This is a genomic window from Thermococcus pacificus (genome assembly GCF_002214485.1).
GTDB classification, from domain to species: domain Archaea; phylum Methanobacteriota_B; class Thermococci; order Thermococcales; family Thermococcaceae; genus Thermococcus; species Thermococcus pacificus.
In genome coordinates this window covers 1,576,379-1,599,658 of record NZ_CP015102.1, presented here as the reverse complement: position 1 = coordinate 1,599,658, position 23,280 = coordinate 1,576,379, and the positions used below count along the sequence as shown (strand labels likewise).

Annotated in this window: 20 protein-coding genes; 8 read left to right on the top strand and 12 right to left on the bottom strand. The window is 50.4% G+C overall.

Annotated features, from left to right (window positions below):
• Position 1: 1 nt before the first annotated feature.
• The 4 genes from A3L08_RS08775 to A3L08_RS08760 are packed head-to-tail and all read right to left on the bottom strand — an operon-like array spanning position 2 to position 7,009.
• Positions 2-1,252, bottom strand: a complete 1,251-nt coding sequence (locus A3L08_RS08775) for a DNA double-strand break repair nuclease NurA (protein WP_088854648.1) — start codon at positions 1,250-1,252, stop codon at positions 2-4.
• Entirely contained in the window at positions 1,239-3,902 is a 2,664-nt protein-coding gene (gene rad50, locus A3L08_RS08770) for a DNA double-strand break repair ATPase Rad50 (protein ID WP_088854647.1), read from the bottom strand. Before rad50 ends, A3L08_RS08775 begins: the two co-directional genes overlap by 14 nt.
• Entirely contained in the window at positions 3,899-5,329 is a 1,431-nt protein-coding gene (locus A3L08_RS08765; protein WP_088854646.1) for a metallophosphoesterase family protein, read from the bottom strand. The genes rad50 and A3L08_RS08765 overlap by 4 nt, the downstream gene beginning before the upstream one ends.
• Positions 5,330-5,338: 9 nt before the next feature.
• Positions 5,339-7,009 carry an ATP-binding protein gene (locus A3L08_RS08760; RefSeq protein WP_088854645.1) on the bottom strand — a complete coding sequence of 557 codons (1,671 nt, stop codon included), beginning with the start codon at positions 7,007-7,009 and terminating at the stop codon, positions 5,339-5,341.
• Between the two features lie 90 nt (positions 7,010-7,099).
• Here A3L08_RS08760 and A3L08_RS08755 point away from each other — a divergent pair, with 90 nt between their 5' ends.
• The gene (locus A3L08_RS08755) at positions 7,100-8,647 is read left to right on the top strand and encodes a dihydropteroate synthase-like protein (protein ID WP_088854644.1); all 1,548 of its coding nucleotides are present in this window, start codon (positions 7,100-7,102) and stop codon (positions 8,645-8,647) included.
• Positions 8,648-8,768: 121 nt separating this feature from the next.
• Here A3L08_RS08755 and A3L08_RS08750 read toward each other — a convergent pair whose 3' ends face one another.
• Both A3L08_RS08750 and A3L08_RS08745 read right to left on the bottom strand, forming a co-directional pair.
• Positions 8,769-9,071 (bottom strand): DUF3216 domain-containing protein, encoded by a 303-nt coding sequence (locus A3L08_RS08750; protein WP_088854643.1) that lies wholly within the window; start codon positions 9,069-9,071, stop codon positions 8,769-8,771.
• 19 nt (positions 9,072-9,090) lie between these two features.
• Positions 9,091-9,849, bottom strand: a complete 759-nt coding sequence (locus A3L08_RS08745) for a YchF/TatD family DNA exonuclease (protein ID WP_088854642.1) — start codon at positions 9,847-9,849, stop codon at positions 9,091-9,093.
• A gap of 69 nt (positions 9,850-9,918) precedes the next feature.
• Between A3L08_RS08745 and A3L08_RS08740 the strand changes: the two genes are divergently transcribed.
• Complete coding sequence (locus tag A3L08_RS08740; RefSeq protein ID WP_088854641.1) at positions 9,919-10,893, top strand: DUF835 domain-containing protein; 975 nt, start codon at positions 9,919-9,921, stop codon at positions 10,891-10,893.
• On the opposite strand, the gene A3L08_RS08735 is transcribed toward A3L08_RS08740, so the two are convergent.
• Both A3L08_RS08735 and A3L08_RS08730 read right to left on the bottom strand, forming a co-directional pair.
• A complete protein-coding gene (locus tag A3L08_RS08735; protein WP_088854640.1) occupies positions 10,894-11,139 on the bottom strand; it encodes a DUF504 domain-containing protein in 246 nt (81 codons plus the stop codon).
• Entirely contained in the window at positions 11,139-11,858 is a 720-nt protein-coding gene (locus A3L08_RS08730; protein WP_088854639.1) for an MBL fold metallo-hydrolase, read from the bottom strand. The genes A3L08_RS08735 and A3L08_RS08730 overlap by 1 nt, the downstream gene beginning before the upstream one ends.
• Before the next feature lie 376 nt (positions 11,859-12,234).
• Between A3L08_RS08730 and A3L08_RS08725 the strand changes: the two genes are divergently transcribed.
• Together A3L08_RS08725 and A3L08_RS08720 are read left to right on the top strand one after the other, a co-directional pair.
• Positions 12,235-12,597: a hypothetical protein gene (locus A3L08_RS08725; RefSeq protein WP_088854638.1), complete on the top strand. Its 363-nt coding sequence runs from the start codon at positions 12,235-12,237 to the stop codon at positions 12,595-12,597.
• 703 nt (positions 12,598-13,300) lie between these two features.
• Complete coding sequence (locus tag A3L08_RS08720; RefSeq protein ID WP_157721611.1) at positions 13,301-13,900, top strand: tyrosine-type recombinase/integrase; 600 nt, start codon at positions 13,301-13,303, stop codon at positions 13,898-13,900.
• Positions 13,901-13,986: 86 nt separating this feature from the next.
• Here A3L08_RS08720 and A3L08_RS08715 read toward each other — a convergent pair whose 3' ends face one another.
• Together A3L08_RS08715 and A3L08_RS08710 are read right to left on the bottom strand one after the other, a co-directional pair.
• Positions 13,987-14,937 carry a nucleotidyl transferase AbiEii/AbiGii toxin family protein gene (locus A3L08_RS08715; protein ID WP_157721610.1) on the bottom strand — a complete coding sequence of 317 codons (951 nt, stop codon included), beginning with the start codon at positions 14,935-14,937 and terminating at the stop codon, positions 13,987-13,989.
• Entirely contained in the window at positions 14,924-15,547 is a 624-nt protein-coding gene (locus A3L08_RS08710; protein WP_088854635.1) for a type IV toxin-antitoxin system AbiEi family antitoxin domain-containing protein, read from the bottom strand. The genes A3L08_RS08715 and A3L08_RS08710 overlap by 14 nt, the downstream gene beginning before the upstream one ends.
• A 244-nt stretch (positions 15,548-15,791) precedes the next feature.
• Between A3L08_RS08710 and A3L08_RS10200 the strand changes: the two genes are divergently transcribed.
• From A3L08_RS10200 to A3L08_RS08690, 4 genes are all read left to right on the top strand, one after another.
• A complete protein-coding gene (locus A3L08_RS10200; protein ID WP_232461723.1) occupies positions 15,792-17,381 on the top strand; it encodes a tetratricopeptide repeat protein in 1,590 nt (529 codons plus the stop codon).
• Between the two features lie 105 nt (positions 17,382-17,486).
• Positions 17,487-18,569, top strand: coding sequence for an ADP-ribosylglycohydrolase family protein (locus tag A3L08_RS08700; RefSeq protein ID WP_157721609.1), 1,083 nt, complete (start codon positions 17,487-17,489; stop codon positions 18,567-18,569).
• Positions 18,566-19,537: an ADP-ribosylglycohydrolase family protein gene (locus A3L08_RS08695; protein WP_232461722.1), complete on the top strand. Its 972-nt coding sequence runs from the start codon at positions 18,566-18,568 to the stop codon at positions 19,535-19,537. The genes A3L08_RS08700 and A3L08_RS08695 overlap by 4 nt, the downstream gene beginning before the upstream one ends.
• A gap of 5 nt (positions 19,538-19,542) precedes the next feature.
• Positions 19,543-20,868, top strand: a complete 1,326-nt coding sequence (locus tag A3L08_RS08690) for a DNA-3-methyladenine glycosylase I (RefSeq protein WP_088854632.1) — start codon at positions 19,543-19,545, stop codon at positions 20,866-20,868.
• A gap of 76 nt (positions 20,869-20,944) precedes the next feature.
• Here A3L08_RS08690 and A3L08_RS08685 read toward each other — a convergent pair whose 3' ends face one another.
• Positions 20,945-21,913, bottom strand: coding sequence for a class II glutamine amidotransferase (locus A3L08_RS08685; protein ID WP_088854631.1), 969 nt, complete (start codon positions 21,911-21,913; stop codon positions 20,945-20,947).
• Positions 21,906-23,279 carry an McrC family protein gene (locus A3L08_RS08680; RefSeq protein WP_157721608.1) on the bottom strand — a complete coding sequence of 458 codons (1,374 nt, stop codon included), beginning with the start codon at positions 23,277-23,279 and terminating at the stop codon, positions 21,906-21,908. Before A3L08_RS08680 ends, A3L08_RS08685 begins: the two co-directional genes overlap by 8 nt.
• Between the last annotated feature and the right edge of the window lies 1 nt (position 23,280).

Below are 23,280 nucleotides of genomic sequence, written 5' to 3'. Positions count from 1 at the left end.
CTCACTCCAGCGGCTCCCTGCCGTAGCGCAGGAAGCTCAGGAAGCGCTCGTCCTCCCCCACCAGCGCGCTCAGCACCGCGTTGACGTAGGCGTCGAACTCCTGCTTCTTTATGACTACAGAGTGGTGGGCGTACTCGAGCGGGATGACATACTCGTCCTCGGCAACGGAGAGTATCTCGGCCAGAGTCCTCTCGAAGTCCTGCTTCTCGGGCACCTCAAGGAGGTAAATTAGCCCGCCGTCGGCGAAGCGCACGTAGGCCGGCCTTATCCTCGCCCCCGTGATTTTGCCCCCCTCCAGTATCAGGGCCTCTTTGAGGTTCTGGAGCTTTCCGCGCATCATGACGTCAACGATCAGCCTCGGAAGGCCGCCCTTCGGCTCCTTCAGGTAGCTGAACTCCAGGTAGCCCTTCTCCTCAGAGAGTGAAGCGACAACTGGGGTATCGACTATCATGGGGGTGCCCTTGAGCTTGTCCCCCTCACGCGCCTTTACGGTCTTTACCACGTCGGATTTATAGAAGGTCTTGGCTATCGCCGCTATCCTTCCGCCGAGGAGCCTGTCGAGGGCGTGGAGGTACTCGAGGTATTCAAACAGGACTATGAGGTCTTCCCTGTCGTTGACCCACCAGAAGCTTTCCCTTATACTCTTCGCCCCGCGCTTCATGAGGATCGAAAATATCTCCTCACCGCCCCACCCCCTCGACGGGAGGGAGAACCCGTTTAAAACGCCGCCTTCCTCGAGCTTCTCCCTCCAATCAACCCACTGCTCGTCGAGGAAGTCGAGGAACTCCAGTGCGGCGTTGAGCAGCTGCTCCCCGTGCCTCTCGTAGAGCTCCCTTGTCGTTGAAGTCACGTAAGTTGGTGGCGTGATTATGGCGCTGCTTATCGTCCCGTCCATCAGCACCAGGTCCGCTCCGAGTTCGAGCATCATCGCGCCCATTCTCTTCTCGAGGATGTCCATGTGAATTCTAACCCTCTCGTCAACGCTCTTGTAGGGGAAGACCATGCCGATGTCGTTCCAGTAGTATAGCCTCTCCCCGATGGCTGAAGCTGAAACGGCGTATATTATGGCCCCGCTGAGGCGCTTCATCATCCTGCTGCCGTCGATCGCGTAGATACTAGCCTCCTTCGGCTCGGGAAGGGGCCTCCACTCAAAGTGCCTCCCAACGGCATCCCTGAGTCTCTCAACGTCCCGCAGGCTCTTCAGGAGAAACTCCCTAATCTCCCTGACGTGAACGTCGCTAATACGCTCCAAGGCTCTCGACCTCCACCCTGCTCTTTCCGCCGACGTTCTCCACCCTTATCACGTAATCCGCCGCGTCTTTGAGTTCCTCGTCGTGCGAGACTATGATAACCTGCGGTATCTTCCTGAGCTGGCTTGAGATTATCTCCACGAGCTTCTTCCTCCTTTCTTCGTCTAAGAAAGGCGTCGGCTCGTCCAGGATGAGAAGCTCAAGGTTCCCCACCTTGTAGAGCGAGAGAGCTAAGCGGAACGCCAATCCGAGCGCTATTCTCTCGCCGCCGCTCAGGAACTCTAGGCCAACCTCGTTGCCCGCGTAGAGCACCTTCAGCTCTATCCTCTCCTTCCCGTACTTCTTCTCCCGCTTGAGTTTTATCCCCTGGTACTTGCCCTCTGTCATCTCGGAGAAGGTCTCCCCTGCCAATTTCTGGACCTCCTCCAGTCCCCGAAGCTCTTCCTCCGCCTTGAGCCTCGCTACTTTCTCCTTGAAGGCTGTCATATCCGCTATGGCCTTCTCGACGGTCTCTATCTCCTTCTCCGCGTCCTCGATCTCCTTCCTCTTGGCCCTAAGCTCATCCAGGAGCTTCATGACTTCATTCCTCAGTTCTTCGGCACCCTTAAGCTCCGCTTTGGCTTTCTCAAGCTCCCTCGCGCTCTCTATGTACCTCTTTTCAGCTTCCCTGTAAGCTTCTTCGGAGAACTCCCTTGAACGCTTCTCTATTTCCGCCTTCAGTCCTTTTAACTCTCCTTCCAGCTCTCCGAGGGTCTTGATACTCTCATCGCGTCTTTTCTCGAGGAGGGTGAGCTTCTTCCTGGCCCTCTCGAGCTGTGCGGGAACGCCCTTTAGAGACAGATACTCGCGGTAGGCCGGTTCGAGTTCCTTTAAACGGCCCTCGACTTCATCAAAGGAGTCAAAGCCTTCGCCCCCCAACTTTTCTGTAATCTTCCCCTTTTCTACCTCAATCTCAGCGAGCCGTGTTTCTATCCTCTCAAGCTCTTTCCTGGCATTCTCAAGCTCCTCAAGCTCCTCCCGTAGGTGCCTCAGCTCCTTCTTTATCTCTATGAGCCTTGCCTTGGTATTTTCAAACTCCTCCGCGGCTTTCTCAAGCTCCTCCAGGTCGTACTTGGAAAGCTTCTCCTCGACTTCCCTCAGTAGATCAGCCGTCTTCTTCAGCCTTATGAGCTTTGGCTCCTTCCGAATAGTCTCTTTAAGCTCGGGCTCCCTCTCCCTGAGCGTTTCTAACTTCTTCTCCAGCCCCTTCAGCTTCTTCTCGATGGAGGCTATCTCAGCGTCGTATTCCCTCTTTATCTCTTCCTCATCGTGCTCCTCAATGGGCCTCTTACACAGCGGGCAGACCTTTGCCCCCTCGAGCTTCGAAAGGTTCTCGATGAGGCTCTCCTTCAGCCCGGTGAGGCTTGCCATCTCCTCCCTTGTCCTCGCCACCTCCTCGCGGAGCTTCTCCAGCTCTTCCTTGGCTTTCTCAATGCTCTTTAGCCCTTCCTCGATTTCCTCAGGAGTGGTTCCGGCTTTCTCAAGCTCACTCCTGTACCTCTCCGCCTCGGCCTTCAACTGGAGGGCGCGCTGGTGGAGGGAGTTCTTCCGCTTCAGCTCCTCGTAGGTTTCCCTGAGGGCAGTCTCCTCCTTCTCCAGCTCTGCTATCTTAGAAGAGACCTCGTTTATCCTGGAGGTTTTCTCCTCGAGCGTCTTTTTCTTCTCCGCTAAACGCGCCGTGGAGAGTTCAAGCTTCGCAAGCTCGTCCTTGAGCGAGAGGAGCGACTTCAGTTTGAGGTACTCCTTCTCCAGCGGCTCGAGCTCCTTTAGGCGGGAGAACTTCTCCTCAAGCTCCTCTATCTCCCTCTCCACCTCGAAGATCTGGCCCTCGTAGTCCTCTATCCTATCCTTCTCGGCCCTTATCCTCTGTTCAACGATGGCCTTCCTCTTCTCCAGCCCTTCAAGCTCTTCCTTCAGGGCCTTGAGCCGGGAGTATTCTTTCTCCGCTTCCTCGAACTCTCCTTCGAGCTTCCTCGCCCTCTCCCTGAGCTCACTTATCCTCCTCAGCGTCTCGGAGAAGCGCTTCTCAGCATCGCGGAGGCTCTCCTCAACCTCGGCCTTCCTTTCGACGAGCTTCCTGAGGTAGTCTCTCTTCCTCCTGAGCTCCCTTATCACCTCGGCGGCGTTCTTCTCGGCGTTCTCGTAGTCCTCTATGCCGAGAACCTTTCTCAGGACCTTTTCCATGATCTCGCGGTTCGTGATTATACCCTCTATCTCGCCCTGCCGTATGTAGAGGGCGTTGGTGAAGACCTGTATTGGGTAGACGTTCCGCTCCACCCAGCGGGCTATGTCCGAGCTCTTCTCCGCTATCAGGGCGCCATCTTCAAGCAGCTCGCTCTTCTTGGTGTCTCTGGTTATCCTGTATGTCTTCCCATCGTGTTCGAACTCTAAAGCAAGCACTATGCCCCCCTTCGCGTTAACGCGCGTGTTGGCCTGGAGGTAGCCCCTGGGGAAGCTAGGGTGCCCCATATAGAGGGCCGCGAAGATTGCTTCGAGGATCGAGCTTTTTCCAGCGCCGTTCTGGCCTATCAGCAGGTTTATGCCGTCGCTGAACTCAACCTCGCTCTTCTCGTGTGCCCTGAAGTTTTTGATTTTAATCCGCCTTATCCTCACGGCTTACCCCTCCCCAGCCAGGCGTCGAGGCTCGATGGGTTTTTGGGTTTGGAGACGGGCTTATTTTGGGGTTTTTTCTCTTCTTTCTCGGGCTTCTTTGTCTCTGATGGTTTCTTTTCCTTCGGCGCTTTTTCCGGGACTTTGGCCTTCTTGGGCGCCTTTTCCCCGGGTTCCGCTTTCTTCTCCGGGGTCTTCTTCGGAACCATGGCCTTTTGAGGAATCCCCTTCTCGTACCTTTCCATCAACCAGGAAACGAACTCTGTGAGCCCCTCCGAGAACTCCTTAGGTTCAACGCGGAGATGCAGAAGAAGCTCCCTCTCCCACTCCGTGAACAGTTCCTCCTCGCTCAGCCGCTCCTTCGAGAGAACCGCCTCCCCAACGACCCTGCTCCTGAAGGTGTAATACCTCACTCCCGAATCCTTGAGCAGGTCGTTGAACTCCGCCAGGGCAATCCCGCCCTTAACAGTCCCTTCGAGCGTTATCACGGCTATCGCGTCCTTCGGGATGAGATTCGCGACCTCTTCAACCTTCCTCCTCAGCTCGGACTTGCTCTCGCCCTTGACCCTGACCGAATAGAACGGCCTCGCGTCGACCCCTACAAACTCAGGAACAAAGTCCTCAACGATGTAGAAGCCCTTCGGCCCCTCGCGGTTCTCGATTACCTTTGGCTTTTTATCTCTGGTGGAGTAGCGGATTATGTGGCTCGCCTCTCTAACCTCAGTTCTCTCTAAGGAGCCGGGATACGCTAAAGGCCCGCTCAGACCTGTCTGCGAAGGCTCGGCTATCCTCCTGACGTGGATGTGCCCGAGGGCGTAGTAGGAAAAGCCATCCGGCAGCTCGCTCAGCCTTAAATCAAAGGCATCCTGGTAGGGCGTGTCCTTAGCTAGGTAGTCAATCGCCTGGTGGAGCATCAGAATACCCTTCTTCCCCTTGAAGAGTGCCTTGAGGACGTTGATTGCCCCGTCGTTCCTTATGAGCTGCCAGCGGGTGTGGTGCCTCAGCCCATGTATCTCAAGGTCACCGACCTTTCCCCACACCAAATAGCGGTTTTCGGAGAGCTTTTTACTCTCCTGGAACTCGCCCTTCCTAGGCTCCCTCTTGAGGCCGACGGTGTGAATCAGCCCGAGGTGCTCAAGGAGGTCGAAGACGGAAGTTTCCCTTATCGTCTTGTCGTGGTTGCCCTCTATCGCGAAGACGGGGATGCCCTTCCTTCTCGGCAGTTCGAGGACCTCAACGGCATCGCGTATCGTCCTCGGGGACGGCCTGCTCACGTGGAAGAGGTCTCCTGCTATGAGTATGAAGTCAACGTCGGCCTTCACGGCCTTCTCTATGGATTCGCGGAAGGCCTTGAGGTAGTCGTCGTAGCGGAAGGGCTGGTTGAACTGCTCCCTGCCGAGGTGGACGTCGGCTATATGGGCGAACTTCATAGCGACACCTCACAGCGGGAGGGCGTTGATGGCCTCCTCTTCCGTCACGTTCTCTTCCTCGTCCTTCCCCTCAAGCCACTCTGCGACTATATCTATGTCCCCGCCGCCGTAGTGGCCCTTCATGTCCCTCTCGAAGCTGTATATCTTCACCATTGCTGGAATCGTTATCGCGTAGCCGACTATCACCGCCTCACCGACTCCGAGGGAAGCTATGTCACTCAGCAGGTCCTCGCTTATCTGCTCGCTCGCCTGCTGGACATAGCGCTGGTCGTTAGGCTCGACGAGCTTGAGGATGATCTTTGTGTTCGTCTGGCTCAGAATGTCGTCGTCGAGCTTCTTCGGCCGCTGGGAGACTATACCGAGGCCGACTCCGAACTTCCTTCCTTCCCTCGCTATCTTGCCGAGCCAGAGCGTCGCCGGGTTCTTCTCGCCCCTCGGCGCGAATATGTGCGCCTCCTCGACGATGACCAGCAGGGGCTTCCTGACAGCCGGGTAGTTCTCGATTATCTCCCTTGCGGTGGGCCTGTCGTTCGTTCTGAGGGCTTTTATGTACTCGATGCGGTTCTTGAGGATCCCGCGCAGGACAAAGCTCGCCAAAGTTATCATCTGCTCCTCTTCCATGCCGCTCAGATCGATGACGTTCACCATCCCCGGCCTTATCTCGCTGAGAACGTTAACCGGGCTTATGAACTCGCCGAAGTTGGCGCGAAGCTCGCTTAAATAATCCTTCAGCCTTATCAGGGAGTCGAGGTCCTTCGCCTGTATCTTCCTCGGCGTCTCGATGCCCTTCTCGTCGTAGTAGTAGATGATTTTGTCGTCGGTATTCTCGTAAACGCGTATCCATTCCTCTATCTTGTCCTCCATTGCGTGGATGAAGTCCATTCCGCCAACGACGCGCCCGTTCCTGCGCATCTCCTCTCTAACCGTCCTGTAGACCAGCCCGAGGAAGCGCCTCTGCAGACTGGCGTTCTCCGCTATGCCGAGGAGCGTGGCGAACTCGCTGAGCCTTATCCTCCCCGGATCTATCGTGGCCTTTATCGGGTTCACTCTTGCTCCAGGCCAGCTCAAATGCCGGTATTCCCCGTGCGGGTCGAGGATAACGACGGTGGCGTTGATGTTGCTCACCAGCTCCTTCGTTAGAACCGCTATGGTGTTGGACTTTCCGGCACCCGTGACTGCCAAAACCGCGAAGTGCCTCGAAACGAGCCTGTTGGCGTCGAGGTTGACCTCAACCTTCTCCCTCGCTATGAGCCTCCCGAGCCTTATGTGCCCCTGCGAGAAAATCCTCTCCAGGTCTTCATCCCTTGCGAGGTAGACCTTTTCGCCGGGCTTTATCGGGACGCGGTTGGGGGCTGGTTTGGGGAGAAAATCTCCATCTGCAGTCCTCAACACCCCTAAAACTTTAGCCGTCGCGAGTATCTCCTCACTCTTATCCAGAACGCCCTTCGAGAAAACGTTCACGGTCTTCTCGACGTAGTCATAGCTTCCTCTACCGGCGTCCATCAGCCAGTTGACGTTCCGTATTGACTTCAAAAGTGCTAAAACCTCGTCGCCATCCCTGTTTCTCGCTATCAGGAACTCTCCGAAGCGGGGAAGCTCGTTCCTCGGGTTCACTATGAACGTGAAGTGGTCGGTGGTCGATTCACCGAACACGATTCCAACGGGGCTATCACGCTCCATATTACCACCTTTAGTTGATTTCTCCCGGCGGAACAAAAACCTTTCGCCCGAAACCGCAACCCCTAAAAGCCATTCGGCGGAAGTTCTTCCATGGAGAACGCCGGAAGAATCCTCCTCGTCACCGGCAGGCTGGCCGAGCCGCTCGTCAGGAAGTACGGTAAAGGGTGCGACGTCTTCGTTACACCGGTTAGCGTCGCGGCCTTCCTTACGCCAGAGCTCATCGCCCGCTACCTGAAAAAGGCAGGAATCAAGAGCGAGGACTACGGCCTGGTTTTAATCCCAGGCCTCATCCGCGGTTCCGCCCAAATCATTGAAGATGAGCTCGGAATCCCTGCCTTCAAAGGGCCGAGGAACGCTATGGATTTGCCCCAGGTCCTCAAGGCCCTGAGCGAAGGTTTCAGGCTGAGCAGGGAAAAGCCCGCCGAGGACCTCTTCTCCGTTGACGCGCTCAAGAAGGTTGAGGACATAAGGAACAAAACGCGGAACAGGCGTTACATCGAGGATGTCCTGAAGAAGTCGTGGAACATCCTCATAGGGGACCTCCCGGCGGGGAGGGACTTTCCTGCTAGGATTCTTGGTGAAGTTGTTGATGCCCCAAGGCTCGGCGTGGAGAAGACGGTCGAGAAGGCCCTCTACTACCTCCGTGAGGGGGCTGATATAATCGACATCGGCATGGTTGCCGGAGAGACTAACCTTGACTTCATCGAGGAAATACCGGAAATCCGAGAGCAACTCAAAGATAACGGCTTCGACGTTCCCATAAGCTTCGACTCGCTCAACACTGCTGAGATTGAGAAAGCCTTAGACTACGCCGACCTCTTCTTAAGTGTCGATGAGGGCAACCTTGAGGCACTCGTGACTGAAAAGCCCGTTGTCCTGATCCCGACGAACCAGAAAGAGGGCTTCTTTCCGACAAAACCGAGCGAGCGCGTCGAATTCCTCGAAAGGCTAAAAGAGAGGGCTTTTGATTTAGGTTACAAAACGGTCATCCCCGATCTCATCCTTGAGCACGTGCCTCACCTGGCGCGTTCTATCACAGCATTCCAGCTCTACCGCGAGAGGAATCCGGATGACGTTCTGCTCGCGGGTGTCGGGAACGTGGTTGAACTCTACGACGCGGACAGCGTTGGAATGAACGCTCTCCTCGCTGGAATCGCGAAAGAACTTTCCATAAGCCTGCTCCTCACGACTGAAGTCAGCGCGAAGGCAAAGGGCTCGGTGAGGGAGCTTAGGCGGGCGGTGGATATGAACCTCTTCGATATGCCAAAAGACCTCGGCTTTGACCTTTTGCTCCTCAAGGAGAAGAGAGCAAGCGAGTGGAGGTTCGAGCCAGCCGAGAAAATCATCGAGGCCGGGGAAAGGCCCGTTCAGCTTGAGCCGGTTTACTTCCGGGTCTGGGTTGAAAACGGAAAAATCTGGGTCAATGCACACCGCGGGACCGAGGCGGTGCTCACCATAACCGGAGATGAGCCCAACGCGATAATAGACACGATTTTGGAGCACTTCGAGATAAGCCCAAGGCATGCCTTCTACCTCGGGAGGGAGCTTGAGAGGGCGAAGACTGCCTTGAAGTTAAGGCGGAGCTACGTCCAGGAGGTCGAGCTGTTCGGGGAGTTCTACGTGGGGCAGACCCTTTAGTGTATGCGAATGCGTGTATACACTTTTTCCGCTCTTCACCTATACCTTCAGATATGCCTTCAGAAAGCACTGGGAAGGTGAAGATATAGCAGACGCATGGGAAGCCCGGTGCTGAGCGGTTTTACTCTTCCTCCAGGTACGGAATCCTCGGCTTCCGGAACTGTTCGTCCAGCTCCTCTCTTCTGCCCTTAACCTTTCTGTAGAGCGCCTCCACATCCTCTTTTCCAGGGTACTTGCCCCTGAGAACCGTCAGGATACCCTCAAGGAAGCCCAGTATTGAGACCTCTATGAACTCCTTCCCTTTCTTGCTTTCCAAGCCTTCGTTCAGCCTCACGAACGACTCGAGCCTCGCCAGGAGTGCTTCCTCCTCAAGCTCTTCGAGCAATTTCTTGACCTCTTCAACTTCCGGAGCCTCAACGGCCATTTTGTCACCACCTCCTTCGTTAGAGTTTGAGTCCGAAAAACCTGACCGCGTTTCTCTCCGTTGTCTTTTCAATTTCCTCAAATTCCAGCCCCTTAATCTCTGCTATCCTCCTAACCGCGTACTCAACGTTCCAGGGGTAGTTCTTCTCACCCTTATACGGACTCATGTATGGTGAATCCGTCTCCACAACGATGCTTTCAAGCGGAAGAACCTCGGCTGCCTCCCTAACTTCTGGAATGAAGTCTATCCCCGTGTTTATGCCAATTATATGTCCGTTCTCCGCTATCTCAAGGGCTAACTCCTTAGGCCCGCTGTAGGAGTGGAAGTAGGCTCTAACTCCCGCTCTCTGAATGGCTTCAAAGACCTCCCGTTCGGCATCGCGCGCGTGGAGAACGACAGGGAGGTCGAGCTCGACCGCAATGCCTAGAAAGTGGTGGAAAATCTCCCTCTGGTTCCTCCTTTCCTCCTCGGTCTTCGCGTAGTAGAAGTCCAGCCCAATCTCTCCGAGGGCGACTATCTCGCCGGCGTGCTCACGGATAAAGGCTTCAACCTTCCCGACCTTCTCCCAGTTGCCCCTCCTTGCTTCGTTCGGCGCGTAGCCGAGGGTTGGCTGGATGAAGCCGAAGTAAGGCCTCAGAATCTCCCAGCTCTTCCAGACGTGGAATTTCCGGTATTCCGTGATGGAATCGACGACAGCTTTAAGGCGCTTCCTGCTCTCCTCTACGATTTCCGGTGCTTTCCCCTTGAACATCTCAACGTGGGCGTGGGCGTCTATCATAGTGGCCAGTTTGGACGATGATAGAAAAGCTTTTCCGTTGTTTTTCGTAACAACTATTGGGGATGTAACATGGAAAACAACACCGGTGCCACCCAGGCGCTGGAGGAAATTGTTGAGGCCCTCCGGAACAAGTCCCCCAAGGAGCTCCTGAGCTACGCGATATTCAACGAGGAGGATGAAGCCGAATATTACGCGGAGCTTGCTCGTAGGGTTAGTATGGTGAGCGTGAAAGTCCTGTTCTTGAAGATGAGCGAGGAAAGCAACAACCACCGCGAATGGCTGTACCACCTCTTCAAGAAGCTTTACCCGAACGAGGAGCCCGTGAAGGTGGAGGCTCCTCCCGTTGAGGTTGCCCCCTTTCTGCAGGAGTTCGAGACGGTTGATGACTACGTCTCGGCCCTCGAGTACTGCATGGAGAGCGAGCTCTTCGCGAAGAAAACCTACGAGATCCTAGCAAAGGTGGCGGAAGATGAGGACACCCGTGCTCTGGCCCTCCACCTCGCCACGATGGAGGAGGAGCACTACCATGAGATACGCAGGCTGTACGAGCTGATAACCCTAATGAAGGAGAGGGATATCAACCCCCCGCACCTGGACCCCGGGGGATATCTCTTCACGGACGACACCAAGGCCAAGTACTTCCTCCTCGACATGCTCGACAGTAACAGGGTTCTGAAGGCCCTCGTGAGGGAGAACCCGGAGCAGTTCATGAAGCTCTTTGAGGGGAAGGATGCCTCGGCGGTCTGGGTCACCAAGACCGGCGCAGAGAACTCTATCCCCCCGAGTGGAGTCCCGACCCTCAGGAAGGACCTGTTCAGGTTCTTTGAGAAAGCATCCCGCGACGGAAAGCAGGGCATCGTTTTCATCCAGAACTTTGGCTACCTGGTCTTGGAGCTCGGCTTCAAGGACGCTATAGACTTTGCCCTGTACCTCAAGGACAGTGCTCTCCATTATAATGGCTACGTCGTCATGACGGCCGTCCCAACGGCCTTTGAAAAGAAGGAGTGGTCGCTTCTGACCTCGGAGTTCGTGGAGATATCGTGATTAGAGCTTCCTTGTCTCCCAGATTACCCTTCCATCTTTCCGCACAACCTTTAGAATGCGGTGGTAGGGTATCTGGGCGTCGCCGACGAAGAAGTAGCCGTGTCCGAGCTCTATCACCTCAACTGGAATCCTCTTGACGTCCCCGTAAGCTCCCCTGTGCTCAATGACGACATAGTAATCGCCCTCATTCTCCCGTGGGTCATACTTGATTTTTGCTAGGACTTCCTTGACGAAGCCTTTCCTCATCAGAGCCACCCCAATATCTCTCTGAGGTTTCTCTTCCAGTCGTCTATGTACCTTCCGTGGCCTGGGAGGCCAAAGTCCACCTCAAACTCCAAAAGTTTCTCAAGACTCTCCCTCAGCTCCCAGCCGTTCCCTGTCGGAAGGTCGGTTCTCCCGACGGTGCCTCTGAAGAGCGTATCGCCGGTGAACATGAGCCTCGTCTCCCCATCGTCCAGATAAAGACACGAGCTTCCGGCTGTGTGACCCGGCGTGTGGACCAACTCAAGCTCCAGCGAGCCGATTCTGAGCCTGTCTCCATCTTTGAGCTTTAAATCCACCTTCTGCGGCTCAAACTTTCGCCCGTAGGAGTAGGCGAGGATAACGTAGTCATTGCCTTTCTCCAGCGTTTTTGCGGTTACCTCGTGGGCGGCGAAGAGGACTTCGATGCCTTTTCCTTCAAGCCACTCCCTCAGCGGCCGGTTTCCCCCGACGTGGTCGAAGTGCTCGTGGGTGTTGAAGATGATTGCCTTCTTTATTCCGTTAAGGTAACCCTCTCTCTCCCAGATTCCAGTGTGTACGTGCCAATTTACCCCTGTGCCGGTGTCGATTATTAGTGTCTCCTTGCCATCTCGCACGAGGTAGACATTGGAGTCCCACGCGATTCCGCGAAGCATTACAGTATGAGGAGGAACCTCAACAGGCACTAACTCTCGCGGGAACTCCTCAATCTGGCTTATCCTCACGATTTCACCTCCTAAAAGGGCTCGAGGGAGGACCGCCTCTTCATCTCGGGGGAGCAGTCCCGTCAGGAGGGATGAATCTCTTCATCGCCCAGGAAATCTAAAAGCCCGGAACGGGCTTTATTTTCCGAATACGGCCTTTTGATGGGAGTGAGACTCATCGCCTCACTCATCGATTCATCGCCTCAATTCCGATTAACTCTCTCAAACATGCCTTAAAAAGGTTTTATCCCCTAAAATTTTCAAACAGGTTAAAATTCATCGCCTCACATAACTCAGTGAATCATAAGAAAAACTCAAGTCATTACCAAAACCATCCCCAAAATCCTAAACTAATTTTTTATTCCAAACACTAATATTACTCGTGAAGTGAGGTTCAATGTCGCGTAGAATAATAGTCTGGTATGAGTATGCGGAGGGCACAGTAAAACTTGCACTCCAAGAACATGCACTAGCCTTGAACAAAAACGGATATGAACTGATAATTCCCGTAAACTCAAAGACAATACTTGAAGGACTGAATGATAACATTGAGAAAAAGCTCGAAGAATTCTACCTCGAGGGACACGGCGAGATAGTACTAATTGTATCCCCCCAAGGAGACATGATAGGCTACATGTTCTTAGAGGAAGAACTCCAACAATTAACCCAGAGAGTATCAGCGTCACATAGTTTCAAAAAGCCTCTTCAAGATGTTCTATCAGTCACAGAGGATGTGGAGAATCCTCTCCCAGCTTTGTGAGCCCCTCTTTTTTCTTTTTACCATTTACCAAAGGAATCACAGGTGGAAAAATACTAAAGAGAGACTTGTTGAAGATTTGCTACCGAAAGACAGGTCTGAAAATCATCGGTGTCCATTAAACTGTGCAAATAAAGATTTTGTTACACCGTGACAAAATCTCTATTTTTAAACCCTTCGGACAAACATGCGATTAAAAGTTATGGAAAACATGATTTTAGTGACATAAATTGTAAAAAATGGAGATAATAATGACAAGTTTAACTTTGTTACATTACGGTATCTTTTTAGTTTAAAAAGTTTAAAAGCAAGTGGGGATCTTACCCAAGAACCTCTATCATAAGAAGTGGGTGCATTCTACGTAAGATAGCAGAGTGGCCCCGTCGTGCACGGTTATTTTCATAGCGGTTCCTTCAGGAGCATTGATACTAATTTAGTATGGTAATGATGCATTTAAAAGGTCTTTTAATAGTCTAAAGAATAATATGGCCTAAACCGAGCGTGCTAAGGACTGTTAAAGTTATCCGGGCTTCGCTTCTTTTCTTCCCCTTTATCAATTTTTATGCCCCTAAATCTATCCCTTTAGAAGTTGGAAACACATCACCCCAAACTGGTAAGTTCGCCGTTCGCGTATTTAAACATGCTCCCTCGGGCTTTATTCGGGTACCACTGCGATTAAATATGAGTTTTTAGCAATTCTTAATCGGTGGGAGCATATGTAGTTTCGAGAGAGGTTTTAGATAGATACGTAAGAGCACTGGTTAATTCCGGATATTCGAGTTCATCAATAACGAAGAGACTTCAGGTTATTGAAATGGTCTTGAGAAACTTTGGAATGCCGGAATCATTGATTGATGTACTCAAACGCCCTAAAAGGGAAGCAAATATTGCAAGAAGGATAGAACAGGAGGGGAATACACCATCTTTAGATATTGAAGACGCAAGAGAGTTCTTTAAGAGGCTTGAGATGCCCTTTCAGCTTGGAGAGTTAAATGAAACACAGTACATCAAAGCTGTAGCATTTGCATTGCTCTTATTCGCCACTGGAAGACGTGTGAGTGAAATAGTCCAAGTGAGAGCACAAGATATTGACTTTAAAACTCATACAATCCGAATACTGGTATCACAAACAAAAGAAGGAAAAATTCAAAAAATAACCTCTGGTGAAAGGATAGTTTTCGTGACAAAGGAAACAGAAGCAGTTCTCAGATTCTATTTAGAAATCAACAAAAAAGAAATAGAGGGGCAGGACGGCTATTTATTTATGACTCCCGGAAAACGAAGCCTGAAAGACACTTGCTTTTAGGCTTTTAACGGAAAAAAGATGGTTAAGAATCTTTTAGATGCATATCATCGTACACATCCATCTAATACATCACCATGGCAAGATTTTTATTTTCTTGGGATTCTACTCAGGTCTATTTCGGAAAGAACCTCTAAAAAATTGTTCATGAACTCCAGAAACTCGGATTCAGGAGGTCTTGTGAGAACCAATTCAAGTTCGTTTTCCACAAGCTCAGGTGCAATATTGAACCTGCCACTCTGAATAGATTTCAGATTTGTCCGGAGGTTTTCGCTAGTCCTTTCAGGACTGAACCTCATGCTAAACTTTATCTTTTCAACGGCATCATCAATAACGTCCGAGTAATCATAACCAGCCTTGTAAAGCATAAAAACGTCGTAGAAATCCCTCAACTTTTGAATCCTTCGTGTTAAAATAGCTCTAATCTTCTCGGCCAAAATTTCCTCAGGAGAATACGCTGTGACTGGAAGCGTTGAGTACTTCTCAAGCTCCTCAAAGAAGTATGCCTTCTCTTCATTTTCAAGTTTAACCCCTTCAAGAAGCGTTCTAGCTTGCACTCTCCTTTCTTCGAACAGTACTGGCTCGAAAAAGTTGACCTCAATCTTCACGACTTCACCCATTGGCATAAACAGGTGGAAAAATACTATCTTCCTGTTCTCGTTCCCCTCAAAGTGGACGAAGTTTCGATCGTAGGATTCTCCTTCAAAAGGCCTGAAGTTCAGGCCAAACCCTTTGGCAATGTACTCAAGCTTTTCCGAGAGCCATCTCACTTCAGAGCTTATCAACTTTCTCCTTTCCGAGCGGGAGAGCTTGTCCCGTAGTGGGAACGTGAAGTCGAGGTCAACACTGAAGCGATAATAGCCCAGATAGCATTTAACCAGACATGTTCCGCCCTTGAACAAGTACCGCTCGTGGAACCTCTCTTCTCCGTAGAGTTCTCGTAAGATTGCGTGCAGGAGGGCGTCTCTTCTCACAAGTAGCGGTTTTTCAATGCCAGTCTTCCTGATTAGGAAGCCAGTGAATTCATCACTTGGAAACAATGGCCTCAACCTCCCTTTGAACTGATTTTGGGTAGGCTTTAGAATATTCTATTAGTTTTTCTTTTCTGGCCTTTGCAAAGTATTCCCGTACAACGGCATCTGCATTAAGGCGTTTGTTGTACCGTTTTAGATAAATGAAGTCTAGCAGGGTTTTTTCTAGGTCTGAATACTGAATTTCCCTGCGTTTAACTACTCCAAAGCCTAGGAGAGATCCCTTCAGCTTGACAAACTGGACCCTCTCGCCGAGAATTGTAACCGGTTTTGGCCTGGTTATCACCGGTGTTATCAGGAAAATCCGGGAGTAGTACTCGTAGGTTGCTCCGTTCAACTTCAAAGCCGTGTACAGGCCGAAGTACCACTTCAGTGTCAGCTTATTCATGGCCTTTGAGATTAAAGTCAGTGGATCTGGAGTCTTCCCGAACTTGTATTCTTCCAGTGTTTTTACATAATAAACCCCGCGCAGGATTCTAATGAGATAGCCCCTGCTTATGTAATAATTCACAATGTACTCAAGGCTCTCTCCAAATCTTCTGCAGATTTCCTCCAGCTCGTCCCTAGTGATTACCTTTCCCCCATACCTCGAAAGAATGAACTGGGTTATGAGCTTCATGCTCGGAGTTATCAACTAATCCTTAAAAAAGTTAAGGGTTAATTTATAACAAGAAAAAGGAGAGACGTGTCATGTGAACTTGAAACTCTAGTCTCCACTTCTTCTCGAAGGGTGAGAGAATATCAGATATGAAAAAGTTAGGTTTTAACTCTCCGAAGACTTCATCGGTTAATATCGCCATCTCGGGAACTTTAACAAAAACTATTTTAGCATTTGATTGAATGTTACTGTGGGGTGAAACCTTTTGGTGAGTCCACTCCTTATGCTTTACACCAAACGCAAGGAGGATATTGAGAAAGCGCTTGAATGGCTCAGATCTTCTGAAGTATGCTTTGACGATGGGAGTTTCGCCTCAATACGGAGAGGCCCCATGATCACTACGGTTATCTATTATCTTCAGCATCACCTGGGTTACAAGGATGGAGTTTCACTAGAGGAATTGAAAGCCTTCCTCTACTGTATGCTGCTATCTGAAATCAACAAATGGGAGAAAACCGTCAAAGCGATAGCTTGGTGCCCCATTGAGCAGACTCTTGAGGAAATTAGTGGGCATGTCATAAAAGTACATAATGGGAAATTTATCGTGGATCCTGAAAAAGTAGTTGGAAATAGCGGAATTCCTCCATATTGGCGCGCACTCGAACCGGTAGTGCTCTCAGCTAAAAAAATTTGTAATGACATTTTGAACCCTCCAAATGAACGAATTGAGAAACTTTTATCCCAGCCTCCCCAGTCACTTCAAAAGGATCCAGAAATGGAAGAGTATCTCTCCAGAATAAGATATGAGATAAATCATGAAACTCCAAGCCGCTTGGAGAAAAATAGGAAGGATCAACCCTCGTTTGAAAACAAACCCATGCCCAAGGTCTGGTCCCGACAAAATGACCTTAAGAAGTTTGTTAAGCCCGAGGGAATTACTGCCCAAGAAGTACTACGTGAGTACTCCGATCCCGATATTTTACGGGATATTGAGAAAGCTTACGAAATAGCCTGGCAGAAGGAGAAACTTCTGTACGGAGAAGGATACATAAAGTTCTTGGTCAGCATGGCGGAATATTACTTGGAAGAACACTCGATGAGACTCCGATCAGAGCTCGCTAGACTTTTGGATGAAATTTTTGGTTCGAACACTAGGAAAAAAGCCGCAGAATACTACATCAAAGCTGCTCGTATTGCAACCGAAATTTCTCTGATTTACTTCCCCAAACTGAATTATCCTGAAGAAGCAGAGAAATACCTCAAATTAGCTGTGGATCTTGAAGAAAAGGCTATTGAGCTTGGGTTTACCCCCGAATACCATTCAATAACACTAAACAATCTTGGAACGCACTATTATGAGACCAACCGTCCCAGAGAAGCCCTCAGGGTTCTCAAAAAGGCCCTCAAATACGCAAGCACTCCCGACGAAAAGGGATTAATCCTCCATAACCTTGCTCTGACCTATGCGGATTTAGGAATGAAAACAGAGGCTGTGGAGAGCATGGTAAAGTCAATATGCATCCATTACGCTGCCCAGCACGATTTTGGGGATGTTTCCCTGTACGACGATGGAATCAACAGGATAATTGAAATGACCGGGGATCCTAATACTGACATCCAAGCTCTGAGAATTGCACTAGATTTCATTGGAGGGAACCTGAATGCAACTGAAGCGGTAGAGTACCTCCAGAGAATTAACACCAGTAAATGGCCTCTTTCCAAAGCGCTTCTTCGTGCATTGACTGATGGGGATGTTTCCCTGCCAGATAGCGTTTCAGAATGTAAGAAACTTTTGGAGAATGTAACTAAAGCCAGAGAACACACAGCAAGACGTTCGATGGGGGTGAAGGATTAACTTGCTCATCCTGTGGATGAGAACGCCAAATTGGGGATGGAAATGCCTCATAGTCCAAACAAAGTTGGAAGAAAACTCTCAGAGTGCGAAAATACTTCCTGCATAATGGACGTCCTCTTTGAAGAGGACCTCATCAACGCCGAGCAATCCAAACTCCTTTACAGCAAACCAAAACTCATTGATCGCGTTCAGTTGAGTAAAGTTAGGGGGATGCTACTCGGAGTTCCCATCGGAGATGCCCTCGGTTCGCCGTTTGAGGGAAGGCCACCCAGTGAAGAAAATTTCAGGATGATAAACGACTACCTGCCGGAAGCGCACATCACGGATGACACCCAGCTGACTTTCTGGACCCTCGAGGTGTTCTCGGAGAGGGGATGGTTCGACCCCAAGGCCCTGGCAGACAGGTTCAGCTCTGAATGGATAATTGGAATCGGGGGCAGTGTTAGAAGGTTCATCCGAAACTACAAGGATCTCGGAAAACCATGGTATCTCTCAGGCGTTGAGAGTGCGGGAAACGGCGCTTTAATGAGACTCTCCCCCGTTGTGATACCCCATCTGCTAAACCCCACCAGAGAACTGTGGAGCGATGCAGTAATTACCATCTATCTAACCCACAACGATAGGCTGGCGATTTCGTCCTCGGTAGCGTTCACCAATATTCTCTGGGAGTTGTTCATGAAGGATAAACCCCCTGAACCGGAATGGTGGGTTGAAGAGTACGTAAGTGTGGCCAGGGAAGTTGAGGGCGATTTCTCCCGATACAGCCCGAGGTTCGGAAAATTCAAATCCTACTCTGGGCCGGCTTGGGAGTTTGTTGAGAAGACCTTGGAAAAAGCTCTCTCCAGTGGATGGAGCCTTCTTGACTTGAACACCGCCGTTGGCTCGGGTGCATATCTCCTCGAGACCGTGCCTATGGTTCTCTACACGATGATGCTCTATGCTGATGACCCGACGAAAGCAATTACTATGGCCGTTTCCAGCAGTAAAGACAGCGATACTGTCGGGGCGATAGTTGGCTATCTGGTTGGGGCCCTTCACGGGGTTAAAGCGTTTCCTGAGCATTTACTTGCCCCGGTACTTAATGGGAACCTCATGCCACGCACCTTTGTAGACTTGGTCGTTAAAGTAGAGACTTTCCTCATGAACCCGGCAAAGGGAAACGTTTTGAATGGCCATATCTGGAGGTGAAAGTCGTGAATATGGGTAATGAGCCTGATTTGGAGTCTAGACTTAAGGGCGGGCTCTGGGGAGTCGTTGTGGGAGACGCCTTTGGCTTTCCGTTCCAGTTCTGGAGCAGAGAACGGATGAGAGAGGAATACCCCAACCCTGAGGATATTCCAATGCTCGATGGGCTTTGGAGCGATGACTCATCTCTAACTCTGGCGACCGCCCACGCGCTAAAAGACGGTTACAGTCTAGAAAGAATTGCCCAGAATTTCATCAGCTGGTACTATGATGGGGAGTTCACTCCAAGGGGGCACGCTTTCGATGAGGGCATCACGACGTCACGCGCGATAGAACGCTTGGCCAAAGGGGTCTTCCCATTGAACGCCGGCGGGAGGGGTGAACGGGACAACGGCAACGGCTCACTGATGAGGATCCTTCCGGTCGCTTACTACGCATACTTCAAGATGAAGAACCTCGAGGAGCGACTTCAGATGATCCATGAAGTTTCAATGTTGACTCATGCCCATCCTCGCTCCCTCGTGGGTTGCGGCATTTATTCGATGGTGGTCTGGAACATTCTAAGCGGGCTTGACAAGTTTGATGCGTATTCAGAGGCAGTTGAACTTGCCCGGGAAGTTTATTCAATGGAACCCTTCTCGCGGGAGCTTGAGCACTATGAACGAGTACTAAGCGGAAAGATTCACAAGTTTGCTGAATCGGAAATTCGCGGGAGTGGTTACGTTGTTCACACACTCGAAGCGGCTCTCTGGGCCTTTTTGAGAAACAACAGTTTTGAGGATGCTATTAGGGAGGTTGTGTCACTGGCGGAGGACACCGACACGACAGGCGCAGTGGTTGGAGGCCTGGCAGGAACGTATTATGGCTTTGAGGCCATTCCTGGAGAGTGGCTTGGAAAGATAGAGGCCAGAGAACTAATTGAGGAGATAATCAATGATTTTGTGTTTTCCCTTATTGAAGCGAGGAGGTGAGCAGTATGGGGGTTACCGCGTTCATAGTTGTGGGGAACAGGCCAGGCTTTACACCCGGAATACCCAATCCGGGTTACCTGCTGTTGCTCTACGAAAACGATAGACCTGCATGGGAGCTTATCCCACTTTACCCCGAGTTGCGGAAGGATCTAGGAAATTCTAAGATATTGATACCCTCAATAGAGAACATGCTTGAGGATGCCCTGCTCATGATCGGAATCTACGTTGTTAAAGATGAAGAGCTAATAGAGAAGGCAAGAAGGATTTTCAGAGATTCTTTGGAGAGGAGGATTGAAATCTATGCCTTTGACAGGAGAGAAGTTGAGGATTTAAGGAGTATTGCCCGGAGGAAACTTCAGAGATACGATATTGGCCTCATTATCGCACCCGGGGAAGACAGCACGATACTCGGACAGCTTGAAGTCCTAAGGGAATACGGGGATCTTTGGTATCAAGTTAACCTTCCTGACAAAAAGCTCTCCAATACTCCTGGATTTTTTGACGAAATCCCGCTTCAGGAACATAGTGACTCCCCCCGCTGGGAATACACAGAAGCCTTCTGGAAAATCCTTAATAAATTAGAAGAGAAGAGCATTGATAAGAAGAAATTTAGGAGGGGTATTGAGGATTTTAACAGTTACAGAGAAAGATTTAGAAAGATGAGTGACGATGAGATCTACTCCACGCTTGTCCAGGTGGTCTTCTACTCTGGAATGAATGCTAAAACTGTCTCAAAAAAGATGCCCACCATCTTAAAGTACCTTGGAGACTTCAGAAAGGTCGCAGAGTACACAGAGGAAGACATTAGGAGAATTATGGACGATAGAGACATGATCAAGAATCTCAAAAAAATACAAGCGTGTATTCATAATGCCAAAGAGTTCCAAAGGATAGTCGAGTCCCATGGTTCGTTTGTGAACTACCTTGAATCCTTTGAGGTCGATCCAACTAACTACCGGGACATTAAAACAAAACTAGTTCCGGAGTTAATGAAGAGATTCAAGGGTATTGGTAAGGTTACAGTTTATCACTTCCTCATGGACTTGGGCTTTGGAGTTATGAAACCCGACAGGACGATACTGAGATTATTCCACAGGCTCGGCTGGCTCCCTACTTCGGACCCAACTGCAGAAAACATCGAAAGAACAATCAAAATCTGCTCGGAGATATCTAGTGAAACGGGATTCTGGATACGGGCAGTTGACATAACCCTTGTGGCTTTTTGTCAGGAGGGAGGCAACCAAGGGCTGGGTATCCCCGCAGGGATATGCACGAGGAATCCCAAGTGTCTGGAGTGTCCTCTAAGAGAGCGCTGTGTACTCCATAAATAATGATTTCTCTGGATTTCGGGTTTTATCCCCCCCTCCCCCTCTGAATTTACAAAAAGAGAGGGAACTTAGTTAGTACTTACTCCTCTACAATCAACCTGACGATAGCTCTTCTGTGGTCGTTTATCTCAACTCCATTTCCAGTAGTTTTCAGGAGTTTTATGTCCACGAGTCTCCTAACGGTCTCATCAATCTCAACGCTCTCTCCGTTCAGGATCGCCATGAGGACCTCAATGGAGTCTTCATCAAGCATCGGTTCAATTCTATCGCGAATTGTAAGTAGTAGCGCGCCATCTCTGAATATGTGGAGGGTTTTCGGGCGCATTCTTTTCCACTTCTCGTCGGTTAGCTTTCTGGTCGCCGCAAGATACGCGTATTCATCCGGGGCCTTCATCTCCCCAACGTTAACCTCAAAGTCCTCGTCAAGCAGTCTCGCCCTCCCCCTGTGTGGTGGATGGCGCTTCAAAAGCCACATCCCCTTGCCGGGATAGTGCGAGTAAGCGAATAGGTACCGCCCATTGCTCATCAGAACGTTTAACGTCCCGTAATCACTGAGCTCGTCCAGGAGGTCTAAAAGTTTTAGAAACAACTCGCGGATTGTTGGAGTCCCCTCGAGATTCTCCATTATGTAGCAGAACGCGGCTTCAGAATCGGTGGTTCCAAGGGGCTGGAGTCTCGTGGGCAGTTCCTCCACGCCATTAAGAACACCGTTGTGTGCAAAGATCCACTCGTCGTACTGGCCAACGCTGTAGACCCTCCTCACGAAGGGGTGAGTGTTCACGTAATTTATTTCGCTTGTGGCGTACCTAACGTGGCTTACCAGGATATGGCTTTTCACGTTAAGCCGGGGGAGTGAAGGTGCAATCCTGCTCCTGCAAGCGGGAATAGGTTGTTTTATGAGTGATGCCGCTCTTTTTCCATTGGTGGCAGTCACGTACCATCCAATGCCCCAGCCGTCCGGGTTGTACTCGCCTTTCCTCACGAAACCCTTCCAGGTGAAGCTGATGCCGACCCTTTTGTTCGCGTTAACACTAAAGAGCTCACACATTCACCAACGCCTCCTGTTCTCCATACTCCAATTGCTGTCTCTTCTCACCGAGTATCTCTCCCATAAGGTTCCTAAATTCTTCCAAGAACTTCTCCCACTCTCCCTCATCAAGAAAGTTTGATCCTAGGTCCAAACTCTTAATAAGGAGGGGTACCTTCTTTTCTGTCCCCTTAGTTTTGATGTTGAAGTGCCATTTCCTGTTAATCACGCTGGAAATGGACGGATAGAGCAGGACGACGGCATCTGCATTCCAGTGAGATGCATAAGCGTACATCTGGTACAAGTCAGACTGAGAAACCCCCAGCTTTTGGTCTTCTTTATCGAGAAGCTTGTACTTGGTGTCGATTATTATTTTCATCCCATCCGTCGTCTGTATTGTGATGTCGGGGATCAGCCAGAACTTACCCTCGGCAAGTAGGTTTCCAATGTGGTGTTGTGTTTTGATAATGCTTCCCTCGAACTCCTTGGGTAATGCTTCATACTCGCTGTTTGTTATCAGTCCGGCTACAAAACTCTCGAACACCTTCTCCATAGGCACTAAGAACGTGAAAGTCTCTATTCTTCCTGTTTGAAGTCGAAGTGTTGTTCCTGAGATGAACATCCTCGCAATCTCCACCAGCGGTTTGAAGACGGCGTTGAGCCTGTTAAAGTGAATCCGGTACGTTTCATAAACGCTTACCGGAACCAACGGAACACCATCGAGGATTTCCATGGCACTCCTTAATCTCAGGTAATTCTCGTGGGACTGCGTGAGGCGGGCCATTAGGTAGGCTCCGTACTTGAGGGTTCTGTTCAGTAGGCTATCCATTGTCCTGTCGTTGTACCTGACGGGGATAACGTGCCTCCTGTGCCACCTCGATGCATAGGCCCCAAAGTCTATCTGCCCCTTAACATGATTTAACTCCTCCTCAACACGTCTGTAAGTGTAATGTCTGTGGTAGCGCAGTGTTTCAAGGAGCTTCTGGGAATAAATTGAGATAAGGATCTCGAGGAACGGGGCTTTCTCCGAAAGAACTCCCGCTACTTCGGAGGGCTTTACTGGGATCTCCCCGCCTACAGCAAGCATTTTCAGCAGGTTTCCCATTATGAGTGTCTTGTGGGACTCAAGGTCATCATAGGAGCTCGTTCTCAGCAATTTCGGGAAAATCTGGAGGGTTAGATCATCGATCTGAACCACTCCAACGAAGTTCCTGGGCTTGATGGTCTTTCGGCCAATTTCGAGGAACTTGATTTCCTCGTTAAGCTTTTCGAGCTTGCTGAGCTGGTTTTCAAGGAGGACCAGAGTTTTTGAGTCCTCATCGAACTCTGCCTTTTTCCCGGTAGTGTAGTTGATCGGGGTAAACTCAAAGAGGTCAACTACCGTCACT

Bases quoted from the DNA above. Each gene is read 5' to 3' on its own strand.
- A3L08_RS08765 (WP_088854646.1), bottom strand. From the start codon at position 5,329: ATGAAGTTCGCCCATATAGCCGACGTCCACCTCGGCAGGGAGCAGTTC.
- A3L08_RS08760 (WP_088854645.1), bottom strand. From the start codon at position 7,009: ATGGAGCGTGATAGCCCCGTTGGAATCGTGTTCGGTGAATCGACCACC.
- A3L08_RS08755 (WP_088854644.1), top strand. From the start codon at position 7,100: ATGGAGAACGCCGGAAGAATCCTCCTCGTCACCGGCAGGCTGGCCGAG.
- A3L08_RS08750 (WP_088854643.1), bottom strand. From the start codon at position 9,071: ATGGCCGTTGAGGCTCCGGAAGTTGAAGAGGTCAAGAAATTGCTCGAA.
- A3L08_RS08745 (WP_088854642.1), bottom strand. From the start codon at position 9,849: ATGATAGACGCCCACGCCCACGTTGAGATGTTCAAGGGGAAAGCACCG.
- A3L08_RS08740 (WP_088854641.1), top strand. From the start codon at position 9,919: ATGGAAAACAACACCGGTGCCACCCAGGCGCTGGAGGAAATTGTTGAG.
- A3L08_RS08735 (WP_088854640.1), bottom strand. From the start codon at position 11,139: ATGAGGAAAGGCTTCGTCAAGGAAGTCCTAGCAAAAATCAAGTATGAC.
- A3L08_RS08725 (WP_088854638.1), top strand. From the start codon at position 12,235: ATGTCGCGTAGAATAATAGTCTGGTATGAGTATGCGGAGGGCACAGTA.
- A3L08_RS08710 (WP_088854635.1), bottom strand. From the start codon at position 15,547: ATGAAGCTCATAACCCAGTTCATTCTTTCGAGGTATGGGGGAAAGGTA.
- A3L08_RS08700 (WP_157721609.1), top strand. From the start codon at position 17,487: ATGGACGTCCTCTTTGAAGAGGACCTCATCAACGCCGAGCAATCCAAA.
- A3L08_RS08690 (WP_088854632.1), top strand. From the start codon at position 19,543: ATGGGGGTTACCGCGTTCATAGTTGTGGGGAACAGGCCAGGCTTTACA.
- A3L08_RS08685 (WP_088854631.1), bottom strand. From the start codon at position 21,913: ATGTGTGAGCTCTTTAGTGTTAACGCGAACAAAAGGGTCGGCATCAGC.